The organism is Mesorhizobium sp. B4-1-1, from assembly GCF_006439375.1.
Classification (GTDB): Bacteria; Pseudomonadota; Alphaproteobacteria; order Rhizobiales; family Rhizobiaceae; genus Mesorhizobium.
This window is the reverse complement of sequence record NZ_VFTH01000001.1, coordinates 219,652-234,187: the sequence shown is the minus strand read 5'-3', so window position 1 is coordinate 234,187 and position 14,536 is coordinate 219,652. Positions and strand designations below refer to the sequence as shown.

The 14,536-nt window shown below is 63.8% G+C and carries 16 protein-coding genes; 10 read left to right on the top strand and 6 right to left on the bottom strand.

Annotated features, from left to right (window positions below; translation table 11 throughout):
- Positions 1–135: 135 nt before the first annotated feature.
- Together FJW10_RS01155 and FJW10_RS01150 are read left to right on the top strand one after the other, a co-directional pair.
- Complete coding sequence (locus tag FJW10_RS01155) at positions 136–1,203, top strand: aldo/keto reductase (RefSeq protein WP_140897768.1); 1,068 nt, start codon at positions 136–138, stop codon at positions 1,201–1,203.
- Between the two features lie 34 nt (positions 1,204–1,237).
- On the top strand, positions 1,238–2,506 hold the full coding sequence (locus FJW10_RS01150; protein ID WP_140897766.1) for a cysteine desulfurase-like protein: 1,269 nt from the start codon (positions 1,238–1,240) through the stop codon (positions 2,504–2,506).
- Positions 2,507–2,512: 6 nt separating this feature from the next.
- Here the strand turns inward: FJW10_RS01150 and FJW10_RS01145 are convergent, their stop codons facing one another.
- The 4 genes from FJW10_RS01145 to FJW10_RS01130 are packed head-to-tail and all read right to left on the bottom strand — an operon-like array spanning position 2,513 to position 7,076.
- Positions 2,513–3,541 (bottom strand): histone deacetylase family protein, encoded by a 1,029-nt coding sequence (locus FJW10_RS01145; RefSeq protein WP_140897764.1) that lies wholly within the window; start codon positions 3,539–3,541, stop codon positions 2,513–2,515.
- 2 nt (positions 3,542–3,543) lie between these two features.
- A complete protein-coding gene (locus tag FJW10_RS01140) occupies positions 3,544–4,038 on the bottom strand; it encodes a GNAT family N-acetyltransferase (RefSeq protein ID WP_140830321.1) in 495 nt (164 codons plus the stop codon).
- A 13-nt stretch (positions 4,039–4,051) separates the two neighbouring features.
- Positions 4,052–5,434, bottom strand: a complete 1,383-nt coding sequence (locus FJW10_RS01135; RefSeq protein ID WP_140897762.1) for an aspartate aminotransferase family protein — start codon at positions 5,432–5,434, stop codon at positions 4,052–4,054.
- 1 nt (position 5,435) lies between these two features.
- The gene (locus tag FJW10_RS01130; RefSeq protein WP_140897760.1) at positions 5,436–7,076 is read right to left on the bottom strand and encodes a N,N-dimethylformamidase beta subunit family domain-containing protein; all 1,641 of its coding nucleotides are present in this window, start codon (positions 7,074–7,076) and stop codon (positions 5,436–5,438) included.
- 149 nt (positions 7,077–7,225) lie between these two features.
- Here FJW10_RS01130 and FJW10_RS01125 point away from each other — a divergent pair, with 149 nt between their 5' ends.
- From FJW10_RS01125 to FJW10_RS01115, 3 genes are all read left to right on the top strand, one after another.
- The gene (locus FJW10_RS01125) at positions 7,226–7,474 is read left to right on the top strand and encodes a ParB N-terminal domain-containing protein (protein WP_140542817.1); all 249 of its coding nucleotides are present in this window, start codon (positions 7,226–7,228) and stop codon (positions 7,472–7,474) included.
- 111 nt (positions 7,475–7,585) lie between these two features.
- Positions 7,586–7,981: a GFA family protein gene (locus tag FJW10_RS01120; protein ID WP_140897758.1), complete on the top strand. Its 396-nt coding sequence runs from the start codon at positions 7,586–7,588 to the stop codon at positions 7,979–7,981.
- A 129-nt stretch (positions 7,982–8,110) separates the two neighbouring features.
- Positions 8,111–8,323 carry a hypothetical protein gene (locus FJW10_RS01115; RefSeq protein ID WP_140647475.1) on the top strand — a complete coding sequence of 71 codons (213 nt, stop codon included), beginning with the start codon at positions 8,111–8,113 and terminating at the stop codon, positions 8,321–8,323.
- A 20-nt stretch (positions 8,324–8,343) separates the two neighbouring features.
- On the opposite strand, the gene FJW10_RS01110 is transcribed toward FJW10_RS01115, so the two are convergent.
- On the bottom strand, positions 8,344–9,273 hold the full coding sequence (locus FJW10_RS01110; RefSeq protein WP_140897756.1) for a hypothetical protein: 930 nt from the start codon (positions 9,271–9,273) through the stop codon (positions 8,344–8,346).
- Between the two features lie 203 nt (positions 9,274–9,476).
- Here FJW10_RS01110 and FJW10_RS01105 point away from each other — a divergent pair, with 203 nt between their 5' ends.
- The 4 genes from FJW10_RS01105 to FJW10_RS01090 all read left to right on the top strand — a co-directional run bounded on the left by FJW10_RS01105 (position 9,477) and on the right by FJW10_RS01090 (position 13,279).
- A complete protein-coding gene (locus FJW10_RS01105) occupies positions 9,477–10,349 on the top strand; it encodes an undecaprenyl-diphosphate phosphatase (RefSeq protein ID WP_140897754.1) in 873 nt (290 codons plus the stop codon).
- 48 nt (positions 10,350–10,397) lie between these two features.
- A complete protein-coding gene (locus FJW10_RS01100) occupies positions 10,398–11,183 on the top strand; it encodes a phosphodiester glycosidase family protein (protein ID WP_140897752.1) in 786 nt (261 codons plus the stop codon).
- A gap of 153 nt (positions 11,184–11,336) precedes the next feature.
- On the top strand, positions 11,337–12,455 hold the full coding sequence (locus FJW10_RS01095; protein ID WP_140897750.1) for a GH25 family lysozyme: 1,119 nt from the start codon (positions 11,337–11,339) through the stop codon (positions 12,453–12,455).
- Positions 12,456–12,736: 281 nt separating this feature from the next.
- Positions 12,737–13,279: a DUF2314 domain-containing protein gene (locus FJW10_RS01090; RefSeq protein WP_140897748.1), complete on the top strand. Its 543-nt coding sequence runs from the start codon at positions 12,737–12,739 to the stop codon at positions 13,277–13,279.
- 46 nt (positions 13,280–13,325) lie between these two features.
- Here the strand turns inward: FJW10_RS01090 and FJW10_RS01085 are convergent, their stop codons facing one another.
- Positions 13,326–14,234, bottom strand: coding sequence for a LysR substrate-binding domain-containing protein (locus FJW10_RS01085; RefSeq protein WP_140897746.1), 909 nt, complete (start codon positions 14,232–14,234; stop codon positions 13,326–13,328).
- A gap of 104 nt (positions 14,235–14,338) precedes the next feature.
- Between FJW10_RS01085 and FJW10_RS30325 the strand changes: the two genes are divergently transcribed.
- Entirely contained in the window at positions 14,339–14,512 is a 174-nt protein-coding gene (locus FJW10_RS30325) for a hypothetical protein (RefSeq protein WP_181177366.1), read from the top strand.
- Positions 14,513–14,536: the final 24 nt, after the last annotated feature.

Genomic DNA, 14,536 nt, shown 5'->3' with positions numbered 1-14,536 from the left:
CTATTCCGTGGCTAAGGGATTCAAACTGAGGCACCACCCGGAGCCAACGGGGGCTTGGAGAAACTCCGGCCTTTGCTTTATGCTTGAATTTCCTCCCCGCGCAGCTCGCGCAAAAACTCCCGCCGGAGACATTCCATGCATAAACGCCGCCTCGGTCGGACCGATCTCCTTGTTTCGCAAATCTGTCTCGGTTCGATGACGTGGGGCCAGCAGAACAGCGAGGCCGAAGGCCATGCGCAGATGGATCTGGCGTTTTCGCGAGGGGTGAATTTCATCGACACGGCCGAGCTTTACCCCATCCCGCCCAAGGCGGAGACGCAAGGGCGAACCGAGCGGATCATCGGCAACTGGATGAAGGCCAACGGCAGCCGCGACAAGGTCATCCTCGCCTCGAAGGTGGTCGGACGAACGGCCAACGCGTGGTTCCGGGGCGATCGTCCGTCGAAGCTGGTGCGCGCGGATATCTTCGACGCGGTCGAGAAATCGCTGGCCAAGCTCGGCACCGACTATATCGACCTCTATCAGATCCACTGGCCGGACCGGGACATTCCGTGGGGCTCGAATCCGACGCGCGTCGGAGCGATGGCGCGGCGCGCGGATGCGGCGGGCGCTCCGGGAGCCGAGACGCCGATTGCCGAAACGCTTGCCGTCCTCGAGGAACTGGTGAAAGCGGGAAAAATCCGCCATTTCGGGCTTTCGAACGAAAGCTCCTGGGGCGTCATGCGCTTCGTCTTCGAAGCCGAAAAGGGCACCGGTCCGCGCGTTGCCTCGCTGCAGAACGCTTACAGCCTCGTCAACCGCACCTTCGAGGTGAACCTTGCCGAGGTCTGCGAGCGCGAGGAGATCGCGTTTCTTCCCTATTCGCCGCTTGCACAGGGCTACCTCACCGGCAAATACAATCATGGCGCGCGACCGCAGGGCTCGCGCTCGCAGCTCTTCAATCGCGGCCAGCGCTACGAGACGCCGAATGCGGCGGAAGTGCTGCTGGAATACACCGAGCTGGCGCGCTCCTTCGGCATGGAGCCGGCACTTTTCGCCAATGCCTACGTGGCGAGCCGACCCTTCGTGACCGCGAACATCGTCGGCGCGACCACGATCGCGCAGCTCGATTTGGCGCTGTCCTCGGCCGACGTCAGCTGGACCGAAGAGATGCAGAAGGCGGTCGACGCCATCCACCAGCGTGTCGGCAATCCGTGCCCGTGATTGGGAATCGTCAAAAAACAAGGGAATGGACACGATGGCAGAGTTTCCGATCGAGGCCGTGCGCGGCAGATTTCCGGCGCTTTCGCTGGCCGATGACGGGCGCCGGCGCATCTATCTCGACAATCCCGCCGGCACACAGGTGCCGCTGGCGGTGGCGGAGGCGGTGTCGCGCTGCCTGCTGTCGACCAATGCCAATCTCGGCGGTTTCTTCGCAACGACGCTCGCGGCGCAGCAAGTGGTCGACGGGGCGCATGCGGCGACGGCCGATTTCCTCAATGCCGCAAGCGCCGAGGAGATCGTCATCGGCGCCAACATGACGACGCTGACCTACCATATGTCGCGCACGCTCGGCCGCACGATGAAGGCCGGCGACGAGATCATTGTCACGCGCATGGACCACGAGGGCAATGTTTCGCCATGGCTGCAACTTGCCGAGGATCTCGGCCTGGTCGTGCGCTTCCTGCCGTTCGACGAGCGGAGCTGGCAGGTGGAGGAGGCGGCGCTGAAGGCGCTGCTTTCGGAGAAAACGCGCCTTGTCGCGTTGAACTATGCCTCGAACCTCACCGGCTCGATCAATCGCGTGAAAGCGCTGACGGCGATTGCCAGGCAGGCCGGCGCGCTGGTCTATGTCGATGCCGTGCAGTTCGCACCGCACGGGCTGATCGACGTGCAGGAACTCGGCTGCGATTTCCTGATCTGCTCGGCCTATAAATTCTTCGGGCCACATGTGGGCATATTGTGGGGCCGCCGCGACGTCCTCGATACGCTGAAACCCTACAAATGCCGCTGTTCTTCGAACGTCCTGCCCGAACGGTTCGAACTCGGCACGCCGCAGATCGAACTGATGGCCGGGCTGACGGCGGCAATCGACTATTTCGCCGATCTCGGCGCTGCCGCCGGCGGGGACGGCTCGCGGCGGCAGCGGATCGCCAAGGCGTTCGAGGTCTCGATCGCTTACGAGAACGCGCTGGCCTGGCAACTGATCGAAGGCCTGTCCGATATCGAAGGCCTGATCATCCATGGCATCACCGATCCGCAACGCCTCGCGGAGCGGGTGCCGACCATTTCCTTCACCGTCGAAGGCATCGAGCCGGAAACGATCGTGCGGCAGATGAACGCCGAAAACATCTTCCTGTGGTCAGGCCACAATTATGCGTGGGAGGTCGTCCACCAGCTCGGCATCCCGGCCGAGCAGGGCGTGGTGCGCATCGGCATCGCGCATTACAACACGGCGGCCGAGATCGACGAGACGCTGGAAAGCGCGCATCGCGTGATCGCGATGCTGCGGCAGCAGCGTTCCTAAGCCCGTCTACCGCTGTTTGCCGCCGAAACCGGTCAGGAAAGCGGTGAGGTTGTCGCCGAGCGCGTCGCAGAGATAGCCGCCTTCCTGGACGATGACCGTCGGCAGGCCAAGTCCGGCTATCGCTTCGCCGATGCGCGAGAAGCCCAGCGTCGTCACCGACAGGCCGCCGAACGGATCGCCCTCGAATGCGTCGAGGCCGAGTGCGACGACCAGCGCTTCCGACGCGAAGGCGCGGATGCGCTGGAAGGCTGCGGCAAGCGCTTCGAGAAAGGCCGCATCGCCGGATTTGCGCGGCAGCGGCAGGTTGAGATTGTAGCCGAGGCCGGGGCCTTCGCCGCGCTCGTCGGCATGTCCCCAGAAGAACGGGTAGAAGCGCACCGGATCGGCGTGCAGCGAGACGGTCAGCACGTCGGGGCGGGCGTAGAAGATGCCTTGCGTGCCGTTGCCGTGGTGCAGATCGACATCGAGGATGGCCACCCGGGCGGCGCTCTTGCGCAGCACCTGCGCCGCGACCGCCGAATTGTTGATGAAGCAGAAGCCGCCGGCGACATCGGCGAAGGCGTGATGGCCCGGCGGACGGCAAAGCGCATAGGCCGACGGTGCTCCGGCCATCACCGCTTCAGCGGCCTCCACCGCGCTCCAGGCGCTCCACAGCGCGCTGTTCCAGGTCTCGGCCGAGATCGGGCAGGCAGTGTCGGCCATGTGGTAGCCGGCCTGGCCGACAGCCGAGGCCGGATAGGAGCCGTCGCGGGCGATCGGGTGAATGTTCGGGATGACTTCCGCCGAGGCACCATCGATGCGCTGCCAGCGCGGAAAAATGTGCTCGAGGAAGTCGAGATATTCAGGCGTATGCACCGCCGCAACCGGTCCAAGCCCATGATTCCTCGGGCGTTCGACCGTCAACCCAGCCGATATTGCGCCGGCTAATAATCTCTCGACCCGTTCCGGCTTTTCCGGGTTCGGCTGCGGCGCGCCGCTGGAGAGGAAAGCCTTGGGGTCATGGCGTTTCTGCTCTTCGGCGTAAAAGGTTTTCATCGTCATTCCTCCGGCATATCGGCAAAGGCGAAAAAGGCATCGCCGACGATCTTCTGCACCTGCTCGTAGCTCGACCAGCCGATGCCCAGTCTTTCGTAGAAGGCCTTGGCGGTCTCGTTGTCGGTATCGACGGACAGCCTCAAATAGACCCCGCCCGCCGCGCGGCACTCTTTCGCGACGCGGCGCAGCAGTCTTTCGCCGACCCGGCGGCCACGAAAACGATCCTCGACGTAAAGGTCCTGCACATAGACGCCCGGCCGGCCCATCCAGGTCGAGAAGATCGGGAAATGCAGGCAAAGCCCGGCGAATTCGCCGTCGATCTCAGCGATCACGGTCGAGAAGGCGGGCTTTTCACCGAAGCCGTAGCGGCGAAGGTCGTCGGGCGTCGATTGGATCTCTTCCGGCGCGCCGATATGGGTGCCGAGACGGAGCAAGGCGCCGTGGATGGTTTCGACGTCCTCGATGCGACCGGGGCGGAGGGTGACCGGTGCCGGCATCAAAATAGCCTTCTCAGCCTTCCACCGGCAGATCGAGTTCCTCCGCCAGCGCCTTCAGCGAGTCGCCGATGATGGCGATCATCTCGCCGATCTGCTCGGCTGTAACGATCATCGGCGGCGCCACCATGAAATTGTCGCCGTCGACGCCGCCCTTGACCTTGCGGCCATAGATGATGAGGCCGCGCGCATAGGCGTGGTCGAGCAGGCGCTGCGTCGCCTTGCTGGCCGGGTCGATCGGCTTCAGCGTCTCCGGATCGGCGACCATTTCGGCGCCGGTGAGCAGGCCCTTGCCGCGCACGTCGGCGATGAAGGGGAAGCGCTTTTGCAAGCCCTTCAACTCCGCCATCAGCACGTCACCCATGGCGGCGGCGTTGGCGATGAGATCGAGCCGGTCCATCTCGCCAAGCACGGCGAGGCCGGCGGCGCAGGCGAGCGGATTGCCGGCATAGGTGTGCCCATGCTGGAAGCCGCCCGAGGCAAGCAGCGGCTCGACCAGGCGCATCGGCGCGGCAAGAGCGCCGAGCGGCGCGTAGCCCGAGCCCAGTCCCTTCGAGAGTGCGACGATGTCAGGCCGGCAGTTCCAGTGGTCGCCGCCGAGGAATTTGCCTGTCCTGCCGGCGCCGCTCATCACCTCGTCATGGATCAGAAGGATGCCGTAGCGGTCGCAGATTTCGCGGATGCGCGGATAATAGCTGTCGGGCGCGACAAGGGCAGCCGTTGCCGCGCCGCCGATCGGCTCCATGATGAAGGCTAAAACGCTTTCCGGACCTTCGGCGAGAATCTTCTCCTCCAGCATGTCGGCGTAGCGGATGCCGCGCTGTTCCATCGTCAGGTTGTCGCGGTCGCGCCAGGCGGTCGGCGCCGGCACGGTGGGCATGACCCGCATCATCGGCGTGAAGGTCTCGGCGAGCGCGTCGTCGCCGGTGATGGAAAGCGAGCCCAGCGTGCCGCCATGATAGGACGGGAAGCGGGTGATCACCTTCCAGCGCTTCGGCTGGCCGGTGGCGACCGCCCATTGCCGGGCGAGCTTGATGCAGGATTCGGTCGCTTCCGAGCCGCCGGAAACGAAGAAGATGCGGTCCATACCTTCGGGAAGCTTTCCGGCCAGTTCCCGGGCCAGTTCTTCCGCCGGCTCGTTCTCGAAATGCAGCCGGTAGGCAAAGGTGGTCTTGTCCATCTGCCGCTTCATGGCGTCGAGCACGTTGCGGTTGGAATGGCCGATATTGGCGACCATCGGCCCGCTCGAGCCGTCGATGAAGCGGCGGCCGTCCTTGGTCCAGAAGTAGATGCCTTCGGCGCGATCGACGAGCGGCCGGCGCAGGCTGGACAGATAGAACAGATGCGACGGCGGCCGTGCTTCGATGTCGGGCGAGGGCTTGGCTTGCGACTTCGACATGTCAGGACTTTCCAAGATAGCGGTCGAGAACATTTTTGGTCACGCGTTCGACCATCGCGTCCTGCCTTAGCAGGCCGGCGACCCATTCGCAGCTTCCGGCATGGAACACTTCGCCCTTGCCGCGCGGGAAATTGACGATCATGCCGTTGCCGCGCTTGACCTTGTCGAGATTGGCGTCGCTGGCCTCGCCGAACAAGGTCTCGGCGGTGAAGCGTCCGTCCTCGTCGGTGAGGAACTGGTCCTCGATCGGGATGTCTGCACTTTCCTCGACCTGGCTCGCCATACCGACGGCCAGCACCTGCAAGCCATCCGGCGCGCCGCTGGTTTCAGTCGGGTAGGGCAGGCCGCCGCGGATCTCGAAATCGAGGCCATCGACCTCATAGCCATAGACATGGCTGTCGGTGCCGAGCAGGTCGCCATAATAGATGCCGGTGCCGGCGAAGGCCCAGTGCTCCGGCCGGTACACCGGAAAGCCGCGCACGCCGCGCGGCGCGCAGCCGCCCCAGCCGGCATAGACGCCCCGCGTCGCATTGAGGCCGAAGGTGGCGCTGCCCGGACGGCCGATCTCGGGCGCTTCCCAGGAATTGGTGGCGCGAGTGACGTCGCCGCCGCGATAGGCGGGATCTTGCGCGCGTGCCTTGTATTTGTAGCAAACCTGGCGGCGGCCCTCGTCCTCCAGCCGCGTCTGCCACATGAAATTGCCGGCGAAGCGCGCCGCATGCCCGCCGCTGGTCACATAGGTTTCGACCGCGTCTCGCATCTCCCAGGTCCAGTATTCGTCATGGCCGACGAAGACGACGCAGTCATAGCCATCGAGGATTTCGGGCGAGAAATGCAATTCGTGCTGGCTGGCGAGGTCGACCGCATAGCCGGCGCGCTCGGCGAAGCGGAAGAAATGGCTGTCATAGCTCGCCCAGCCGGACGAGGCGTATTTCTTCGAATGTCCGGTCGCGAAAGCCCATTCCATATGTGGATAGCGCGGCACGGTTTTCGGCGGCACCGCGACTTCCAGCGGCACGCGCGGGGCATCCTTGGGCAGCACGACAAAGCCGCGGCACCAGGGACGCTGCGTCGACACCATCGTCGCGTACTGGTCGCGGTTCGGGCCGGTGATGCCCTGATAGTGGTTCGAGCCGCCCCAGGTGTTGTAGGCGAGCCATGTGCCGGTGGCGGCGACCTGCAGCAGGCGGCCGGGCTTGCGGCCGGGCAGGGGCGCGACGATGAAGAGATGGTGGCTGTGGATCGGTGTGCCGTTTCGGCCATCGGCCGAAAGCGTCACGCGATAGGCGCCTGACGGCCAATCGTCGCCGACACGGAATTCGAACGACGCCTCCCAGCCGCAGCCTTGGACCGAGCATTGGTCGGGCGTGTCCTGCCAGCGCGCCGACAGGCCTGTCTTCTCGAAGACCTTGGTCTCGCTGCCGCCGTCGCGGGCGATGACCATGCCGAATTGCGGCGCCGTCGAACTCACATGCAGCGTCACCGTTTCGCCCGGACGATAGGAAAGGCGGTCGCTGTAGCACCAGATCTCGCCGCTCGAGCCATCCATGCCCGGCCATTCGTAGTAATGGCCGCGCACCGCCTCGCGGCGCTGCTCGGGCGTCAGCCCGAAATCGGGGAATTCGGTGGGCAGTTGCGTCAAGGAACACCTGAGATCACGAGGCCGTCATTGAGACCATCGGCCGGCCAAGCGTCAAATGGAAAGCATCGGGCCAGTCCGCACTTGCGCTTGGCGATGTCCGGCAAACGGACTATTCAACTCCAGGCGACGTTTCAACGCCGGGAGCCGACATGCTGCGTGTGCAAAAGGTCAAGGTCGACGACATCTACGTGCCGACGGCGCGCCGCAAGACGCTGCATCCCGAAACCGTGCGCCATCTCGCCGAGGATATTCTCGAAAACGGTATGAAGACGCCGATCCAGGTGCGGCACGACGGCAAGCGTCATGTCCTGGTCGAGGGGCTGCACCGGCTCGAAGCCGCCAAATGGCTGGGCGAGACCATGATCGACGCCTATCTCGTCCAGGCCAAGCGCCATTGATCTCTCGTCCGGGGCTGGCCTATCACCGTTAGCGATCGCATCCCATCAAAGCTTTTTGATTGACGCCACCATGCCGGCGGCTAGAGCGTCCGGACAAACAGGATGCTTATCATGGCGAAGTATGAGGGCGGTTGCTTGTGCGGCGCGGTGCGGTACCGGGCCGAGGCCGAGCCGGTCAGCGAACGGGTTTGCCATTGCCGGATCTGCCAGAAGGCGATCGGCGCCGCCTTCAACGCGCGGCTTCTGTTCCGCATCGACGATGTGACGATCGAGGGGCCCGTGGCGACCACCAATTCCACGCCCGACCTCCAGCGCGGCTTCTGTCCGGTGTGCGGCACGACGATGTTTTCGCGCCGCGACTCCAGGGGCATTCTCGGCGTCACGTCGGGCTCGCTCGACGATCCGTCGCTGTTCAAGCCCGACATGCATTTCTGGACCGCTTCGAAGCAACCCTGGCTGATGCTCGACGATGGCCTGCCGCAATATGAAGGCGCGCCGCCGGCCTGACTCATTTTGACGCATCTCTGCACAAAAATTTCATCTTCGATTCACGAGATAGCCGGCAAAGCGTCATTGGCGGGCCATCATTGGCTGCCTATCTAAGCGCCATGCGGGAAGGCATCGAGGAGGCGACGGATGAGCGAGAGCATCAACACCCTGGACGAGCTTTTGAACGACCCGATGGTCCAGCTCGTGATGGCGCGCGACCGCGTGCGCCCGGCCGAGCTTCGCCTGCTTCTGGAAAAGGCTCGCGACCGGGCGGGCGAGGATTCTCGCATCGACCAGGCTTCGGTGCCGCCGGCGCATGTTGTGGCAAGAAGCTGCCTGAAGCAGTGGTTGTACCGTTGAGGCAACTCCGCGGAAAATGGTCAGCTCGAATTCGCGGGTAAGTAGCTGTAGTGGCTGCGCAAATAGGCAAGCCTGAAGCCGAGCCGGTCGTAGTTGCGATAGGCTGGTCCATCGCGGTCGGGACGCGGCGCCTCGATGTCGGCGACAAACAGCTTCGCGCCGGCGGCGATGCCGTCGCGAACCATTCTTTCGCCAAGCATGGCGTCAAGATCGAAGTTCGGCGCCATGATCCCCGGAACCGGCGCGTCGATGCCGCTCCAGGCGGCGCCGTCTGAGATGAAGAGCGAGCGCACGGCGGCGACCGAACCCCTGCGTTTCAGCATGTAATGATGCCAGCCCTTGCGGCCGACGAGCGCCATCAGCCAGGGCGAGGTGGGAAGCCTGTATTTGGCATCGATGAAGGAAGCCCATTCCAAAGCTGTCCCGGGCGTGACCTCCTCGACCATCAGATCGTCAACCGGGATCAGCGGGTCGCCCGGGAAAAGCGGTTCGTCCGGCAGCGGCGTCGCGTCGCGATAGATGCGCTCCCAGCCGCCTTGCTGCTGCATCCCGCGCGCTTCCAGCCAGCACCTCAGCCGCGACGGCTCGGTATGCGGGTTGGTATAGAGCCAAGGCCGCATGATGCCGGCCGCGCGGTAATGCGCGAGGAGCGCGTCGACCTGCTCTTCCGTCGCCGGGCCATCGACGCCGATATTCTTCACGCAGTTGAAATGGATGAAAGGGATCGTCGTGCAGGTGGTCCAGACAAGGTCGCCGTCCTTGGCGATCGACAAGCCTTGCCGTGCCGCGAAATCCGCGGGCGCCGCCTCGTAAAGGTCGAGCCAGGCAGCAACTTCGGCGCGTTCGATGGCGCGGCTGAAATCGCGCGACACCGCCTCGATTGCGATGTCCGGGACGTGCGTTTGCGGCGGCACGACTGGCTGCGGTTCCGAGAGGGCGGCGGTCGACATGGGAAGCTCCTCCGATTGCCTTACAGTGTAAGATTAGCAGAGAATAATATGGCGGCGCCTGTTGTCAAGCAGGATTAGCGGCACCTTACAAATCCGTGAGTTGGAATCACGCTATCGTGAGGCTAAGCCTGTCCTCGATGGGCTTTCGATGACGATTCACTTTTTGCCCCGGATAACAACCGGGGCACGGGGAAAGGACCGAGATGACCGACGTCTGCACGCAAGGACTGGATACCGGCTTTGTCGGCCTGGGTTATGCCAAGGTGGCGTTTCTGGGCATCGTGCAAGGCATCACCGAATTGCTGCCGATCTCATCCACGGCGCATATGCGCATCGTGCCGGCCATGCTGGGCTGGCAGGACCCCGGCTCGGCCTTCTCCGCCGCCATGCAACTGGCGGCGCTGGCGGCGGTGATCAGCTATTTCTGGAGCGATGTCAGGGACGTGCTGTTCGGATCGCTGTCGGCGATCTCGCGCCGCGATTTCAGCGATCGCTATTTCCGCCTCGCGGTCAGCATCGTGCTTGCCACCGTCCCGATCGTCATTGCGGGCCTTGCGCTTTCCGGCGTGCTCAACGCCTGCAATTCGCCCTTGCGCGGGCTCGCCGTCATCGGCTGGGCCTGCATCGCCATGGCGATCCTCCTGGCGCTCGCCGAAATCTTCGCCAGCCACAAGCTCATGCTGCGCCAGGCGTCTATCCTGGACGCGCTGCTGGTGGGGGTCGCCCAGGTCGGCGCGCTTATTCCCGGCGTCTCGCGCTCGGGCTCGACGCTGACCGCGGCGATGGGGCTGGGCTTCGCCCGGCCGGAGGCGGCCCGCCTGTCGTTCCTGCTCGGCTTGCCGGCTATTGCGCTCGCCGGCCTCAAGGAGCTCTACGAACTGCACAAGGTGCATCTCGACGCGCATGGCTGGTCGATCCTGGCCGTCGGCCTCGTCGTCGCCTCGATCTCGGCTTTCTTTGCGATATGGGGGCTGATGCGAGTGCTCGAGCGCTTCTCCGCCTGGCCGTTCGTTATCTATCGCGGCCTGCTCGGCGTGGTGCTGCTGATCGGCGTCGCCACCGGCTGGCTCGTCTAGAGGTCTCGACCCAATCCGCTGGATCGACGCCGATGCTCGGGTGCGCTGATGGATCTTGTGACTCTGCTGCAATCCGTGCCGCTGCTGGCGACGCTGGTGAAATCGGCGGCGCCGGCGGCTATCGGCGCCGGCATGGGCCTTGGCCAATGGCTGGCGGCGCTGCCGCCCTGCCGCAACCAGACTTTCGAGAACGCGGCCTACCTCGTCTGCGAAGCCGATCCGGAGCATTTTTCCATCGAGCTGTTCTGGAAGAACAAGGACGGCGATTTCTACCGGTCGCTGCACAATCTGCGCAGCGCGCAGCAAGCGACCGGGCGCACCCTGCTTTTCGGCATCAATGCCGGCATGTATCATCCGAACCTCGCGCCGGTCGGGCTCTATGTCGAACGCGGCGAGCAGGTCACGCCGGCAAAGATCGGATCGGGGTCCGACAATTTCTCCATGCAGCCCAACGGCATCTTCTATCTCAGCGCCGGCAAGGCCGGCGTTCGCGCGACCAAGGCTTACCTCAAGCGTCCGCCGCGCGTGGATTATGCGACCCAGTCCGGGCCGATGCTGGTCATCGACGGCAAGCTGCATCCGAAATTCCGTTACGACGGCACCTCGCGCAAGATTCGCGACGGTGTGGGCGCGCGCGCCGACGGGGTCGCGGTCTTCGCGATCTCGGACGATGTCGTGACCTTTCACGAATTCGCGCGGCTTTTCCGCGACCAGCTCGGCTGCCCGAACGCGCTCTTCCTCGACGGCTCGATCTCGAGCCTCTATGCGCCCGGTATCGGCCGCAACGACGATTTCTGGAATCTCGGACCGATGATCGGCGTGTTCAGGCGCTAGCCAAGAAGCTCCTCTCGGCGCCGCGCCGAATCATCCGGTCGCGCCAAAAGTAAATTTTGATTCAAACTTTGTTGGTAATTTCTCATTAGGAATGGGGGTTCCGGCGGCGCTGTTCCTGCCTTCGGTCTGTTTTGTCTTGCGTACAGGTCAAAGATGCGGATTTTTGGCGTCGTCAGTTTCGTGCTCGCATCGCTATGCCTTGCCGGCTGCTCGTCCACGTCGGGCGTCGATGCCTTGCAGATGCCGTCCAACGAGACGACGAGCTCGGTCGTGCGGCCGAGCGCGCCCGTATCGAAGGGCGCGAGGACCGTGGTCACCGAAAGAACCGTCGAGAACGCGTCGATGTCGGGTGCCGCGCGCATCAAGCCGCCGGCGCCGTTGCTCGACGAGGGTAACGCGAACCCTGACGACGAGGACACTCGCCCCTTCGGCCTTGCCGAGGAGGAGACGGTGAATTTTCCCGCGACCGAATTGCCGGACAGCGTCGAGCCGCCGGTGCAGGAGGCAGCGCTCGTCTCGGCGCCGAAGCGGCTGTCGCGTGCCGCGCCCGCTATGCTCGCCGGCCCGGTCACCCGTTATGCGTTCCGCGACGCCAAGCCGATCAATTTCGGCCGCTCTTCACCTCGCCATCTGGCCGTTCACGGCGTCGATGTCTCGCGCTGGCAGGGCAACATCAACTGGCAGAAGCTGCGCGCCCAGGGCGCCAACTTCGCTTATATTAAGGCGACCGACGGCGGCGACCATCTCGACCCGATGTTCATGAAGAACTGGCGCAATGCCGATGCCGCCGGGCTGAGGCGCGGCGCCTATCATTTCTTCTACTGGTGCCGCACCGCCGGCGAGCAGGCCGACTGGTTCATCCGCAACGTGCCGAAGATGGACGGCGCGCTGCCACCGGTCATCGACGTCGAGTGGAACGGCGATTCCTCCTGCAAGCGGCGGCCTTCGCGCGAAAAGGTGCTGGAGAAGATGCAGGTGTTCATGGACAAGCTGGAGCGCCACTACGGCCAGCGGCCCATCATCTACACCAGCCCCGACTTCTATCGCGACAATCTGCGCGGCGCCTTCCAGGATTATCCCTTCTGGCTGCGCGCGGTGGCGGCGCATCCGTCAAAAGTCTATCCGGGCCGCAGGTGGCTGTTCTGGCAATATTCCGGCTCCGGCCTGTCGCATGGCGTGAGCGGCCGCATCGACCTCAATGTGTTCCATGGCGACGAGCGGCAGTGGCGCGCTTGGCTGGGCGGCGGGCAGATGGTGGCCGACGCGGACTAGAGCGCTTCGATATTCAGGTGAGGCCGGCCTGCGAATGGCGGCTTCATGCGCTTCCGGCGCTCACGTACGAAAAGTACGCTCCGCTCCGGTTGTCGGACGCCACCATTCTCGACTCGGCGTGACCTGAATCTCGACGCGCCTCATGGCGCGACGTCATTATCGGCGTTCGGTGGATTCCGGTGCAATTTCGGCATTTCCCTAACCAAGCGCTCACTTTGTCTCTTAGCGCCGCGGCAACGGCCTTTCGGTAGCGTGTCCGTGATCGCGTTTGGAGGGGTTCGATGCGCAATCCGGTCGTGGCAATCGTTTTCGTCGCAGCTCTCGGCTACGGGTTTGTCAACACGCTCTGGCACATGCCGAGCAACAAGCCCGTCGCCATTCCGGAAGCCGCGCCCGGCGCCTCGCCGACGGCGCCGCGCCCGATCAAGGAGAACGTCGTCGCCTACTATACCGGCGACAAGGCGATGCAGAACGCCAAGACCAAGGGCCATGCGACGCTGGCGCGCTTCCATCAGCTGATGGCCGCCGGTACGCCCGGCACCTACACGGTGAAATTCCCGCTGACCCAGAACGGCGCCACCGAGCATATCTGGCTGCAACTCGTCGGTTATAGCGACGGCCATTTCGTCGGTCTGCTCGCCGACGTGCCGGTCAACGGCAACCAGTACAAGATGGGCGACCGCATGAGCGTGGCGGAGGCGGATGTCGAGGACTGGATGATCCGCAACGGCGGCGACGTCTATGGTGGCTACACCGTGCGCCAGGCGTTCGCCGACATGCCCAAGGAACAGGCCGCAAGCTACGGCATCACGTTCAAGGATTGAGGGACGATACAAGCTCGGCGCGCGCATCATCGCGCGCCCTAAAGGCCTATCGCGTCTTTTCGCGTTCGCGTATCTCAGCGGTCTGCGCCAGCACCCAATCGCGGAAGACCTTGATCTTGGGCGTATTTCGGCGGCTTTCCAGATGCACTAGCCAATAGCCGTCGCCATCGGATCCAAGGACATCAAATGGCTGTATCAACTGGCCCTTTGCCAGCAGGGCGCTGTAGATGTTGCGCGTGAGGATCGCAGCGCCCTGATCGGTCAGCGCCGCCATCGCATCGTAAGCCTGCGACCCCAGCATCGGGCCGGCGATCACGCGATCGGGCTCGAAGGGTACGCCGGCCGCCTCGAACCATATTTTCCACCACGGATCATCGGAACAGCATAACGCGACCTTGTAGAGATCCTCGGGGCGGCGGATGCCGCCGACGCTCTCGGCGAGTTTTGGACTGAGCATCGGCGTGTAGTCAGCCTTGAACAGATAGTGCGCCGCCAGCCCGGGCCATTCTCCAGTGCCGGTTCGAATCCCGATGTCCATGTCCTCGCGTACGAAATCGACCAGTCGGGACGCTGTATTCACCTTCACGGCAAGATCGGGATGCATCAGCTGGAATGTTCCAAGCCATACAGCCAACCAGTTCGTTGCAAATGTTTCCATGGTTGTCACGGAGAGCACGCCCGTTGCGCCACCCTTCGTGGCAACCCACGCATCGGCCAGTGCAGAGAACGCGCCGGATGCGTGCGGCGCCAACTGCTGTCCGGCTTCGGTCAGGGTGATCTGCCTTGTTTTTCTTATAAAAAGTGGCGTTCCGGCGCGTTCTTCGAGCACCTTGATCTGATAGCTGGCTGCTGACTGAGTCATCCCGAGCTCTTCGGCCGCCTTGGTGAAGCTACCGAGCCGCGCCGCGGCTTCAAACACCCGGATGGCGCCTAACGGCGGCAGCTCCCAGCTCATGACGCATCAATCCTCCTGATGCATCCTACTCGACGTTCGATTGGAAACCAAGACCGGAAGACGGCATGCTTTGTCCATCAGATCGAACCCGAAAGGACACGCCAATGACCGCCACCGTCGTTCTGTACAACACGCTTCGTCGTCCGATGCTCGACCTCTTCACCGCGCCGTTCAGACCCCGCAGGCGCGGCCTACTCGATCGGCGCTCCCTGTCGGACCATTTCCTGCGCGATATCGGGATGATCGACGGATGCGTGCCGCCCGGTAGCATTCGCTGAGGAGATGGTTGACCAAACATGGAT